General features: G+C 52.8%; 1 protein-coding gene (cut by a window edge). It reads right to left on the minus strand.

Annotated elements, in window-relative coordinates:
* Positions 1 to 14,509, minus strand: partial view of an SDR family NAD(P)-dependent oxidoreductase gene (locus tag MAMMFC1_RS22530; protein ID WP_126310275.1) — the 5' portion only. 13,085 nt of this gene lie to the left of the window's left edge; the window shows 14,509 of its 27,594 coding nt (coding positions 1–14,509); it begins with the start codon at positions 14,507 to 14,509; the stop codon falls past the left edge of the window.
* Positions 14,510 to 14,536 lie beyond the last annotated feature (27 nt).

The following is a 14,536-nucleotide window of genomic DNA, read 5'->3' on the forward strand; positions in this document are numbered from 1 at the left end:
CCACATGGGCATTGGAGCCCCCGGCGCCAAAGGAGGAGATACCGGCGATCCGGGGGTATTCTTTGGTCTGACCGTTAAGTTCAAGCAGGGGACGGTTCCATTCCGCCAGCTCCTGCTGGACGATGAAGGGGGTGCCGGCAAAGTCGATATTGGGGTTAAGGGTCGCGGAATGCAAAGACGGCGCCAATTGACCATGTTTCAGCTGCAACAGCACCTTGGTCACGCCGGCGATGCCGGCGGCGCTCTCGCAGTGCCCGATGTTGGACTTGGCCGAACCGATGGCGCAGTACTGTTTGTCCTTGGTGTACTCCTGGAAAGCTTTCGTCAGGCCGGTGATCTCGATGGGATCTCCCAGGGATGTCCCGGTGCCGTGGGCCTCGATATAACTGATGGCTCGGGGATCGATTCCGGCCTCTTTCAGGGCTTCGCCAATGACGCTGGCCTGGGCGTTGGGGTTGGGGACTGTAAAACCGTTGGTCTTCCCGCCGTGATTGAGGGCGGTAGCCTTGATAATGCCATAGATGTGATCGCCGTCGGCAATCGCCTTGGCGAGGGGCTTGAGTAGGACCGCTCCCACACCCTCGCCCGGCACATAACCGTCGCCTCCCTGGCCGAAGCTTTCGCAGCGGCCCTTGCTGGAGACAAACTTGCCCTGGCCGAGCATCAGGTATTTGTTGGGATGGACGGAGACATTGACGCCGCCGGCGACGGCCAGTTCGCATCCGCCCCGCTGCAGGCTCTGGCAGGCCAGGTGAATGGCGGTTAAGGAGGAGGAGCACATGGTGTCCAAACCCATGCTGGGGCCATGGAAATTGCAGAAGTAAGAAACGCGGTTGGCAATCGCTGACGGACTGCCGGCAAGGACGATATTGCGGCCCTGGATTTGTTCCTGGGCGCCGTAGAGCTGATACTCTTCATACATCACCCCGACGTAGACGCCCACGTTGCCGCCCTGGCCGAAGCTGCGGTAAGCACCCAGGGATTCCCGGGTATAACCGGCATCATCCAAGGTTTCATAGACGCATTGCAGGAATAAGCGTGCCTGGGGATCCATGATCTCCGCCTCCCGGGGCGAGATGTTAAAGAACAGCGGATCAAATTGATCCACTCCTTCTATGAAGCCTCCCCACTTGCTGTAGGTTTTGCCGGGTTTATCCTTGTCGGCGTCAAAGTACAGGCTGTGATCCCAGCGGTCTTTGGGGATCTCGGTGATGCAGTCTTTGCCGTCTTTAAGGTTTTGCCAGAACTCCCGGAGGTTCCGCGCTCCCGGGTAGCGTCCGGAAACGCCGATGATGGCAATATCCGGAGCTCCTTTGGCTTGTTCTTGCCGGGGTTCGGCTTCCGGACTCAGAGATGCAAAACGGGAACGTCTTTTACTGCTGAGGAGTGACTTTTCAGGTTCTGCCGCAGGTCTGGAGTCCTTGGATGTTGGTGTCGTCGCTGCTTCTTTCTCTTCGATTCCCAGCAGCGCCGTCAGCCGATCCAGGTGGGTTTCCAGGAAGTACCCGGTCAGATCCCTGATGTTCTGGTATTCAAAGAACAGAGTCTTGGACAGGGAGCCAAATATTTTTTCCAATTGATTGGTCAGTTGCATGACCATGATCGAGTCGATCCCGTATTTCTCCATCGGCGCATCCGCTTCGATGCGGTACGGCGGCATTTTGATGATGGACGAGAGCAACTGCTTAAAGTAATTAGTAGCTTTCTCCCTGAGCAAGTCTTGGGCCATAAGGGGAATATTTTCTGCGGCGGAAGACGTAACTCCAGCCGGTGTTTCCAATACTTTCTCCGGTGGGGGAGCAACCGCTGTTGCCGGCGGCAGCAGTACTTCCCTCATGCGGGCGGAATTTCCTTCCGCCACCAACAGTTGGGGCTTGCTTGCGGCCAATCCTTGATAGAGGGCCTGGATGCCGGTTTGGGTCCCCATGGGGACCATGCCGGTATCCTTACTCATCATCTTTTCCGTTTCCTCATCAATGCTCATGCCGCCCTCTTGCCACAGCGGCCAGTTGACGGACAGTGTCCGGCCGTAGCGCCGGCCTGAGGCCGCCAGGTCGTTGCGGTAGCCGGCGTAGGCGTCCATGAAGGCGTTGGCTGTTGCGTAGTCGGCCTGCCCCGGATTGCCAAAGTTTCCTGATATGGAGGAGAAAAGCAGGAAGAAGTCCAGTCTCTGGTCCTGGCTGGCCTGATCCAGGTTGACCGTGCCGGTGACCTTGGGAGCGAGGACAGCCTGGAACTCCTCGCCGGTTTTCTTGATGATGAAGTTGTCTTTGAGTATGCCGGCGGCATGGATGATGCCGTTAAGGCTGCCGGACTCCCGCTGGATGTCCTGAATCAGGCCGTTGACTGCTTCCTTGTCGGTCACATCCACCTGCTGATAAATGATCCGGGCGCCCGCTTCCTCCAGTTCTTTCAGCTTGGCCTGCCTGTTTTCGTCTAAAGGCGAGCGGCCGGTGAGGACCAGGGTGGTATCCTTGGCTTGCCGGATGATCTCCCGGGCAAAGAGGAGTCCCAGACCGCCGGCGCCGCCGGTGATCAGGTAAACGCCCCGGTCTTTCCAGGGGATCTCTATGGTTTCAGCGGAAGCTTCCAGTTCCCTCAGGCCGGCAACGAAACGTTTGCCGTCCTGGTAGCGGACCTGATGATCCTCAGGACTGCGGCTGTTCTCCCGCAGTTGTTCTATGATTGTTGCCGGGTCTTGTCCCGGCTCTATTGCAATCAACTGTCCCACAAGTTTGGGGTTCTCCAGCCGGGCTGTTTTTAACAGGCCGGAAAGTCCGGTGCAGAGTTGTTGTTCATTCTGGCTGGAAACCACGATTTGGATCAGTATTTGCTCTTTCGGTTTATCCCTGAGAATGCTCTGGATTTCTTCAAATACCCGGGCGGCATACGTTTGGAAGCGCTCTTCGATCTCCGGCTGCGGCGACTTTAGAAGCAGGCAGTTGGCCTTGTTCATCTCCGCGGTAATGCTTTCCGGGAAAAGGTTGTCCGTCTCGCAGAGGATTACCAGGTGCCGGGCATAATCAGGGGCTGAGGCTTCCCGGACAACGGTTTGTTCCTGCCAGGAATGCTCAAGCAGCAGCGTCCCGCTGGCCGCCTTCCCTGCCCGGTCCAATTCGCCCTCCAGGATTCTGGATGTGAATGCCTTCATGCACACGCAAATATCGCCCTGGTCGTTATAGAGATCAATATCCAGTTTTTGTAGTTTGTCTCCGGCTGCGGCGCCGGCGCTCGGCCGAACATGCGCCCACATGAAAGGAGCGCAACTGCCGAAGATTTCCAACTCTTCCAGGGCGAAGGGCAAGATTGGCTTGGAACTGGCCGTGCCGGCGCTCATCATCAGGCCGATGGCAGCCTGGAGCGCTGAATCCATCAGGCTGGGGTGCAGAATAAACTGGTCCTGGGTGGCAGCGACGGCTGGCGGCAGGATGAGCCTGGCCAATACCTGATTTTGTCCTACGTGCAGCTTCTCGATTCCCTGGTGAGCCGGGCCGTAGTCAAGGCCCATGATTTTGTAAGCCTCGTAAATCTGGCCGGCAGTGATGATGGTTTGAGCGCACTGGGTTTTAAGGGCGCTCAGGTCTAAGGCCGGAGGTTCCTGGGCAGCACTCAGCACCGCCACTCCCTGGCTGTGCACGATCGGTTCAACATTAATTTCATTATCTGCCTTGCTATCGTTCCGGCTGTAGATCTCGTAGGCGATCTGGCCATTTTCAGGATAGAGTCCGATGTGTACCTGGACTGATTTGTCTCTTACAGCGATGGGGCGCGCCCAGATGATGTTCTTGAGTTTTATCCTGGTCTGTCCTTTATACAGGGCATTGGCTGCCTGCTCCACTGCGGCTCTGGCCATCTCCAGGTAGGCTACTCCCGGCAGGATGCTTTCACCTTTCACGATATGATCCGTCAGGAAAAACTCCCGGCCGGTAAAATTCGAGGTGAACTTTTGTTCGGCAAGATCGGAGGTATTCTGGTGCACAAGGGGATGGAGGGAGGCTGTTGCTGAAATGGGGGTTGTTTTCGTCTCAATCTCCGGGATCCAATGGCGCTCTTTGGCAAAAGGATAGGTGGGCAGGGAGATGCGCCGGGGCTTGGCAGCGGGATAGAGCCGGTTCCAGTCGAAGGACAGGCCCTTGACCCACAGGTCAAGAAACTGGGCGTATTTGCCCTTGGCAATCCAGGCTTCGATCGCTTTTTGCAGATCTTCATCTGCTGTCATGACAGCCAATGTATCCCTGTTGCCCTTAACCTGCCCCCGGTAGAAATCATCGATATTATCCCGGCCCGCCAGATAACTTTGCAGTTTCTCCTTCAGTTCCTGGAGTGACACGGCGGTTACGGCCAGGCGTTCCTCCATGGCCTCTCTTCCCGCCTGGAGGGTATAGGCGATGTCGGCTAAGTCGGTATCGGCGAACTGCCCGCTCTGGACGGCAGCCAGGAGTTGTTCCGCCTGTTCGCGGAGGCGGTCCTCATTCTTGGCGGAGAGTACGATGATGGACAGGCTGGGGAAGGTGACGCTGCTTTCAGGTTTTTCTTCCGCCGGGATGTATTCCTCGATCACCACATGGGCATAAGCCCCGGAAAACCCGAAAGAGCTGATCCCGGCTGTTCTTGGGACTCCCGCCGGTTTCTTCCATTCCTCCAGTTCCCGGTTAATATAAAGAGGCGATTTATCCAGCTGAATATATGAATTCAACTGCTTAAATTTCGGCATCGCCGGAATCTGCCCATGTTTCATTTGCAGAATGACTTTCAGGATGCCGGCAATTCCCGCAGCGCCTTCCGCATGGCCAATGTTGGCCTTGGCCGATCCTATCGCGCAGAATTGCTCTTTCCTGGTAAATCGTTTGAACGCTTTTTTTAAGCTGTCAATTTCGATGGGATCGCCCAGTTTGGTCCCTGTGCCGTGGGCCTCGATATAACTTATGGCTTCCGGATCAATGCCGGCATCTTCCCAGGCTTTGAGAATAACATTTTCTTCGCCGGTAACGCTGGGGGCGGTTAAGGAAGGGGTGTAGCCCCCATGCAGGGACGCTGAGCCTTTAATAACCGCATAAATATGATCCCCGTCCCGTTTTGCCTGTTGTAATGGCTTTAACAAGATGCTGCCAACGCATTCTCCCGGAACATACCCATCGGCAGCTTCATCGAAAGTATGGCAGCGTCCCGTGGGCGATAAGGCGCCGATACTGCAAAAATAGCGATAATGAATGGACGATAAGAGTAAGTTAACCCCACCTACAAAAGCCATGTCACATTCTTTATTGCGTAAAGCATGACAGGCGTAATGCAGGGCAAACAAGGAGGACGAGCAGGCAGTATCCACCGCCAGACTCGGGCCTTTAAAGTCAAATGAGAATGAGACCCGGTTGGCAATGACAGTCTGCGCATTGCCGGTTCCGACATAAGGATCCACAGGGTAGTTTCTTTCGACGATCTTATCATTATAATCATGGGAACAAACGCCAACAAATACGCCTGTATTGGTTCCTCTTAACTGGTTGATGTACCCCGCATCCTCACCGGCAGCATAAATGCTTTGCAGCAGCAGCCGAAGCTGGGGATCCATCCACTCCGCTTCGCGAGGGGCAATGTTGAAGAAACCAGCGTCAAATTTATCCACATCATCAAGGAAGCTGCCCCATTTGCTATAAGTTTTATCTTTCGCTTGCGGATTTTCATCGTACCAGGGGCGGTAATCCCAATGGTCCGGCGGCACTTCCTTGATTACGTCCTTCTTGCTGCATAGATTGTTCCAGAATTGATTTAAGTTGGCGGCTTCGGCAAATAATCCATGCATCCCGATCACGGCAATATCGTCTTTCGTGGGTTCGGTAAGTGTTTTTATATTTATATTTATATTTTTTATATTTGCCGGCGCAAGTCTTTGCGCCATAACCGGGCCGGGTTGCCAAATACTTGGCGTCACCTTCGCCGGCGTGTGCCTATGCCCTTCCGTTTGGGCAGGTTCGGAAATCCGGGGTTGCTGGGCGGTAATTCCCAGCAGTTGCCTGAATGAATCCTGATGTTCCGTGGCGAAAAACTCCGTAAGTTCTTTAATATTGGCGTATTCAAAAAATAAGGTTGGGTATAGTTCAATATTTGCTTCTTTTTCAATCTCATTGGCTATCGCCACCAACTGAGAAGATCCTAACCCCAAGTCCATAAAATTGACCCCTAAGTTGGCGAGCCCTGAACGGTCATTTAGTTTATGAGCCAGTTTATTAACCAGGTATTTTTGAATTTTACCGGCAAGACCGGTTGAATCTGACGGTGATTGGACATAAGCCGGATTCTCCCGGCTTTGCTGCTGAAGTTCCGCCGAAGCGGGAATCAGCTGATCCGCCGCGGGAATTTGGCTGGTGGAACGAAGCCGCTTAATGGAGCAGCCGGCAAAACTGGCAACGACCTCCGACTCATCATTAATCAGATCGGCATCAAAAACAATCATTTCTCCCGAGTTCTTCACCAGTTTTAGAAGCAGCCAGCATTGTTCCAACCTGCCGGTTTTTTGGAACTGAATATCTTTAATTCCAAAGGGCAGATAACCGTCTTCACCATCCACTTGTCCTTCTAGCAGAGGAGCCATTGCCAGTAAAATACTGCTGTTAAAGAGGGGATGCAATTCGTAAGCATGGTTTTCTTCCCGCAGGATTTGGCTTAAATCAACTCTAGCCAATACCAGGCCGTTGCCTGCATAGAGATGAGCGATTGTCTTGAAGCTCTCTCCCAATCCAACCGCCGGATTGGCAGTATAAATCCCATTGATGTCATGGTATTCTTCTAAAGACTTTGTTATGCTCGCCACGTCTATTTTCTTGCTCTCGCCGGGGGTCTGCTGCAAGCTGACGGTAGCCGCCAGATCCCATGTCCCGGATGAAACATGCCGGTACAAAACCTGAAACTCCATTGCCAGTCCTTTCTGTACCGGTTCCACCAGGACTTCCACCTGCTGGCCCTCTTTCACAACGATTGGTTTAACAAAATTCAGGCGGTGAAGATGAAGGCTCTTTTCCTGGGGAAAAATCTTATAAAAGGCATTTATGGCCAAGCTTACATGAGTCATGCCGATGAGCACTTGCTCGCCATACACGGTGTGATCTCTGAGGTACGGTTCGTTATACACATAGATTTCCGGAGAAATCTGATAGTCATTATTGGGGGTAATTCCTTCATTTACCGTTACCGTTGCATAATCAGGCGCAAAAGTAAATTTAATATCATGATCAAAGGCATACTTGGGCAACTTTATCGGGGGGGCTTCAAGATCATTCAGTTGGCTGAATTCCACAGCTGCCCCCGCCGCCCAATATTGCGCCAGTTGCCTTAAATCCTTCCTTTCCAATGCTTGCGGCAGGTTTGATGCGTCTAAAGAACTGCCAGTAAACGCGCCGTCGAAAGAGGTGTAAATGCCGGAAGCCGCCAATCCTTCTCCCGCCGCCAGCAGATCCAGTTTTTCCAGGAGCTCCGGTACCGACGATACTGCCATCGCCGCTCTGTGCTCTAAGTTATGGTTGATTTTCTGCAAGGACCGTTCCATATCCCCGATTGCCAGCGATGCGTTCCGGGTTAAATACTCCCGCATTTCTTTAAGATACTTGCGCAAACTCCCTTCGGTCTTGGCAGAAAAAATCATGAGGTATTCCGGGCGGGGATTTAGGCTGGAAACTTGGGCCAAACCTTCCCCTGTATATTCTTCTACAATCAAATTGGTATAGGCCCCGCCGGCGCCAAAGGAGTTGATCATGCTTCTTCGCGGCAGATTCTCGCCTGTTTTGGCATCCTTTAACGGATTCCAGGGACTGGTTGTTTCCTGCAGGTAAAAGGGACTGCTTTCCAGCTTAACATTGGGATTCCTCGGATTTGCATTGATTGACGGCACCAGGGTTTTGTGTTGCAGCTGCAAGAGAACTTTACTGAGCTGGGATATCCCCGAGGCGGCTTCCAGATGACCCAGATTGGATTTTACCGAGCCCAGCGCACAGTATTGCTTCTGATCCGAATATTTTTTAAAGGCATTGCTTAGCGCGATCAACTCAATGGGATCTCCCATTTCCGACCCATTGGCGGCCGCCTCCACATAGCTGATAGTCAAAGGATCGATTCCCGCCCGCTGGATTGAATTCAGTATTAACTGGGCCTGTTGCCTGGGGTCGGGAACTGTGTATGCCTGCCGGCCGCCGCCATGATTGGCGAAACTGCTTTTAATCACGGCATCGATGCGGTCGTGATCTTTAATTGCCAGCGAGAGGGGTTTTAACAGCACCGCCCCCACGCCTTCTCCCGGAATATATCCGTCACCGGCGCCAAAGCTTTTACTCCGGTTGCCGCTGCCAAGAAATTTCATCCGTTGCAATGCATCATACTTGGATGGATCCAAGGTTAGATTCACTCCCCCGGCGATAGCCATGGAGCAGGTCTTCTGCTTCAGACTTTCACAAGCGAGATGAATCGCGGTTAACGAACTGGAGCAGGCGGAATTGACGGCCATACTCGGTCCGGTAAGATTAAAGAAATGCGAGGTTCGATTGGCAATTTGCCAGTCCGTGCCATTAGAGCTTAGCGCGGCCAGTTCCAGAGAGGGAATGCTCCAGGGATATTGGCCGTACATGGCGCCGACAAATACCCCAACCCCCTTCTGATGCCGATCTTGCAGATCCTGCAGCGCCGGTTTGGCATAACCCGCGTCCTCAAATGTCTCCCAGACAATCTCTAAAAACAACCGGACTTCCGGCGGCAGTTCCAGGACTTGATCCCGGGGGATTTCAAACAAGTAATAGTCAAATTGATCAATACTGTCCAAAACACCGCCATAGTACTTCTCATATTGATATTGCAATTGCAGCGCCTGGGCTAATGAGGTATTCCAGCGTTGGCTGGGAACTTCGGTAATACAATTGTCGCCTGCTTTCAGGTGCTCCCAGAATTCTTCTAATGTATTTGACAAGGGATAGCGGCCACTGATGCCGATAATGGCGATATCTTCCGCCGTTTGTTCCGGCAGGACCGCTCCCTGTAACTTCATAAACCGGGACCTTCTCTGAAGATTAGAAGCCGCCGGAGCATTCGGCGGCTGGATGGTAGTCTCTTGCTCCGCCGGCATTATTGATTTGGCAAATTTATCTGACAATTTACCGGAATGATTTTTAATAAGATAATTTGCCAGTTCCTGGGTATTGTTATATTCAAACAGGAGAGTCTTGGGAAGCTCTCCGGTTACCTTTTCCAACTCCTGAATTATATTTACTTGCATAATGGAGTCAATTCCATATTTTTCAAATTGCGTTTCCGGCTGTATTTTTTCCTGGGACAGACCAATTACATTCCCCAGCGCCTGTTTCACCAGGTCCAGGGTTTGGGCCTGTAAAGAATCATCGGCAGCATCGGCGGCATTGATTTTTCCTTTGGGCTTCGTAATCCCGCCGGCAGGGGAATCCAAGCCTGTAGAGCGCCTTAATTTCGCCAGGTTGCCTTCCGCCACCAGCATCTGGGTCTTGCCGGCGGCTAATCCCCGGTAGAAGGCCCGGATGCCGGTCCCGGTCTGCATGGGAACCATGCCGGTGTTTTGCTGCAGCATTGTCTCGGTCTCTTTATCGACCTGCATCCCGCCTTCCTGCCACAGCGGCCAGTTGACGGACAGTGTCCGGCCGTGACGCCGGCCGGAAGCCACCAGGTTGTTGCGGTAGTGGGCATAGGCGTCCATAAAGGCATTGCCGGTAGAGTAGTCGGCCTGGCCCGGGTTGCCCATGGCGCCTGCAATTGAGGAGAAGACTACGAAGAAGGCCAGTCTCTGGTCCTGACTGGCCTGATCCAGGTTGACCAGGCCGCTGACCTTGGGAGCAAGGACGGCCTGGAACTCCTCTTTGGTCTTCTTGATGATGAAGCTGTCCTTGAGCATGCCGGCGGCATGGATAATGCCGTCGAGATTACCGAACTCCTGCCGAATGTCTTCCATCAGACCGGTGATTGCATCCTTGTCGGTCACATCCGCCTGGCGATAGATGATCCGGCCGCCCAGGGTCTCCAGTTCTTTGAGCCGGACCTGTTTGTCTTCGGCCAGCGGCGAACGGCCGGTGAGGATCAGGACGGCTTCTTTGACTTTATGGGCAATTTCCCTGGCAAAAATGAGTCCCAGGCCGCCGGCGCCGCCGGTTATTAAATAGACCCCCCGGTCTTTCCAGGGGATCTCCATGGTTTCATCGGAAACTTCCATTTCGCTCCAGCCGGCAACGAGACGTTTGCCGTCCTGGTAGCGGACCTCCTGGTCCTGAGGGCTGCGGCTGTTTTCCTGAAGTTGTTCGATGATGGTTTCCGTATCTTGTCCCGGTTCTACGCCAATCAACTGTCCCATCAGCCGCGGGTTCTCCAGCCGGGCTGTTTTCAAGAGGCCGACTAGCCCGGCGCAAAGCTGCCGCTCGCTCAAGCTGGAAACTACGATCTGAATCAGGACCTGGTCTTGCGGCTTGTCCTTGAGGATGCTTTGGATTTCTTCAAACACCTGGGCGGCATAGGTTTGGAAACGCTCTCCGATCTCCGGCTGGGAGGAGTTAAGAGACAGGCAGCGCACCTCGCTCATCCGGGCGGCAACGTCTTCAGAGGAGATATTATCCGGCTCGCAGAGAAGTACCAGGTGCTGGGCATAATCAGGGGCGGGGACTTCCCCGGCAACCGGTTGTTCTTTCCATGAAGGCTCAAGCAGCAGTGTGCCTGGGGTTGTTGTACTTGGTTCACCTTCCAGGATTCTGGACGTGAATGCCTTCATGCGTATGCAAATGCGCCCCTGATCGTCACAGAGGTCAATGTCCAGCTTTTGCAGCTTATCCCTTGATACGCTGCCGTTGCTCGGCCGGACATACGCCCACATGGTAGTGGTGCAGCCGCCAAAGACTTCAATCTCCTCCAGGGCGAATGGCAGGATTGGCTTGGAAAGCGCCGCGCCGGCGCTCATCATCAGGCCAAGGGAGGCCTGAAGGGCGGAATCCATCAGGCTGGGGTGCAGGATGAACTGGTTCCGGGTGGCTGCGACGGATGACGGCAGGATAAGTCTGGCCAGAATTTGATTTTGTCCGATGTTCACCTGCTCGATCCCCTGGTGGGCTGGGCCATAGTCGATCCCCATCCCTTTGTAGGCCTCGTAAAGCTGGGAAGCAGCAAGGACATTCCCGGCGCACTCGGCTTGCAAAACAGCAAGATCCAGGGCAGGCACCCCTTGGGCAGGGCTCATCACTGCCACTCCCTGGCTATGCACTATTATTGATTCAACGTTAACTTCATTGGATTCGCTGTCGGCCTGGCTATTGTTCTGGCTGTAGATCTCGTAAGCGATGTGGCCGGCCTCTTCCGGATGGAGTCCGATATGGACTTGGACCGGGCGCTCTGCTACACTAACAGGACTGGTCCAGACAATGTTCTTAAGTTTTATATAAGTCTTTTCTTCGGCAAAGGCGGGAACTGCCTGCTCCACGGCGGCCCTGGCCATTTCCAGGTAAGCCACGCCGGGCAGGATGCTTTCACCCTTCACTATGTGATCCGCCAGGAAGAACTCCCGGCCGGTAAATGTCGAGGTAAATCTTTGTTCGGCTAGGTTGGAGGTGTTCAAGTGCAATAAGGGATGGATAGAGGCTGTTGTTATCGAGGCATCGAGAGTATTGGGAACGTTCTCAGGCATCCAGTAGCGCTCTGGGGCGAAAGGATAGGCAGGCAGGGAGACACGCCGGGGTTTAGCGCCGGGATAAAGCTGGTTCCAGTCAAAGGACAGGCCCTTGACCCAGAGGTCGGCTATTTTTGTAAGTTTCTTCTTTTGGAACCAGGTTTGCAGCAGGGATTTGGCATCTTCGTCCGCTTCAAAGACTGCCGTTCCTTCTTTGCTCTTTTTTACCTGGGCGGTTAGAACTCCCGCCGGCGGGTTGTTGTTGATAAAACCGTCTAAGGCTGTTAGCAGGGCGTCTTTGGAATCCGCTACAAAAGCCAGGCGGTAGTCCATTGCATCCCGGCCTGTTTGGAGAGTGTAGGCCATATCTGCCAGGTTGAGGTTTTCCTGTAATTCAAGATGGTTCTTCATGTGTTCCGCATAGGTTTTTAGTTGCTCTTCACTCTTGGCGGACAATACAAACAGGACCGGGCTGTTTGTGTCAACGGGAACCGCTGCGGCAGCCTCGGGGATATATTCTTCAATAACCAGGTGGGCATTGGTGCCGCTGAATCCAAAGGAACTCACGGCGGCCCGCCGGGGGATGCCCGGATCTGCTTCCCAGGTTTTTAATTCGGTATTGACGTAAAAGGGACTATTGTCCAGGGAGATATGTTCGTTTAGGGTTTTAAAATTAATCGTGGGCGGCAGCATACGGTGCTGCAGGGCAAGCAATATCTTGATTACCCCGGCTGCTCCCGCCGCTGTCATGAGGTGACCAATATTGCTTTTCACCGAGGTCAGGGCGCAGTAGTTTTTCTTGTCGGTGTAGGATTGGAATGACTTGGTAAGCGCTTCCACTTCAATCGGATCGCCAAGTTTTGTCCCTGTTCCGTGGGCTTCAATCAGGGAGATTGTTTCCGGGTTAATGTTAAAGGATTGATATATTTCTTTTTCTAAGAGAATCTGCGAATTTACACTGGGAGCGGTAATCCCGTTCGTTTTCCCATCCTGGTTGACGCCCCAGCCACGGATTACTCCATAAATCGGGTCCTGATCCTGAACGGCGTCGGCGAGCCGTTTCAACAAAAGAACTCCTACTCCTTCCCCGGGAACAAACCCGTTGGCACGGGTATCAAAGGCGAAGCACCGGCCATCGGCGGACAGCATGCCTGCCTTACTGGTCATGATGTGCATCACCGGTCCGGCCATAACACATACACCGCCTGCCAAGGCCAGATCGCTGTTACGCAGGATCAAGCTGTTGCAGGCTTCAACAATAGCCACCAGCGAGGAGGAGCAGGCGGTGTCGATGGCTAAACAGGGTCCCTTCAGGTTTAGCAGGTACGCAATTCGGGCCGTTAAAATCGAGGTTGCCGCTCCCATCAGGCCCTGGGCATTCAGGGCTTGGCTACCCATGTATTGCTTATAATCACTGGTGGCGCAGCCTACGAAAACACCGCAGCGGCTTCCGGACAGAGAAGAGGGGCTCAATCCGGCATCTTCGATACAGCGCCAGCAGTCTTCCAAAAACAGGCGCTGTTGGGGGTCCATCAATTCCGCTTCTGTGGGGGAAATATTGAAGAACAGGGAATCAAACTGATCGGCATCTTCCAAGACACCCATCCATTTGCTGTAGCTTTTTCCGGGAGCTTTCGGGTCTTTATCATAATGGGCTTCTATGGACCACCTGTTGGCGGGGATTTCTGAAATGCAATCTATGCCCCGGGCCAGGTTGTCCCAAAATGCCGGCAAGGTCTTGGCTTTGGGAAACTGTCCCGACATGCCGATGATCGCAATGGAATTCTGTAATGACTGATCCTGCGGCCTACCTGAAGCCTTTCCGCCAAGCGACGGGGCGCTTTTAACAGAAGGGGCATTTTCACTGCTATTGACGGCGGTGGTTATATGTTGAATTTCCTTGGTTCTATGAGCGGTTAAACTTAAAGATTGTCGTTGATCATGTTTTGGCAACTGACCATATACTGATTGAATACGTTCTCTTACTTCAGGTTGATTTACAAAAGTTTTTTCATGCATCTCTATTTCTTTTTCAATCGTTACCGACAGCTTTTTTCGAATGGATTCAGCCATATGATCCTTTAGTGCGATCAACGATTCTCTGGGGGACCCGGATAATTCTTTTGCCAGCCGGATCGCATACGACAGCACCTCTTGCCTTGGTAAAACCGGAAAAGGAATGCCTCTTAACTTTAATTCGGATCCGCTGTATCTTTTTCCCGTGAATAAAATTTCCTGCCCTAAGCTGTTGCCGAATTTCTCAGGAAAAATCAGAGTGGCGCCAAAGCCGGGAGTAAAGCCGTATTTCATGTAATTGCTGGCGTAAAAGCTTTCCAGACTCATCACGATAAAATCGCAGGACATTCCCAGGCACCAACCGGCGCCAATTCCATGGCCCTGCATGGCTGCGATCACCGGTATCTTGCAGTCGAGTGCAAGCCTGTAAAGGTTTCTTTCGGTAAACTTTATTTTGCCTTCACTTATCGCCAACAATCCCTCTTGCGTTCCGCCGGAAGCAAAATAGCTGCCATATCCGGTCAGGATTACCACTTTATAGCTGGGATTTTTCTGTATCGATTCAAATGATTGGATCAAACCGCTGACCAATTCCTCCGAAAACGCATTTTTATATGCCTGGTCCTGCATGGTCAGTTGAACAATATTGGGTTCGACCTCGCACAAAGCGACTAAAGATTGATTTACATTTGACGATTCAGAGATCTGCTGCTTGTCTGATGCTGCTGACAGATCTGAAAGTTGCACAGGAGTTTTATTAATAATTTTCATTAATTCTTTCTGTGCCTGTTCAAGACTGATTTTTCCTGTTTGCAGCGCCTGAAAAATCCCTTTTGAGGTCATCGATAGCTTCCTCCCATTCTCACAAGT

This window comes from Methylomusa anaerophila, from assembly GCF_003966895.1.
In the GTDB taxonomy this organism is placed as follows: Bacteria; Bacillota; Negativicutes; order Sporomusales; family Sporomusaceae; genus Methylomusa; species Methylomusa anaerophila.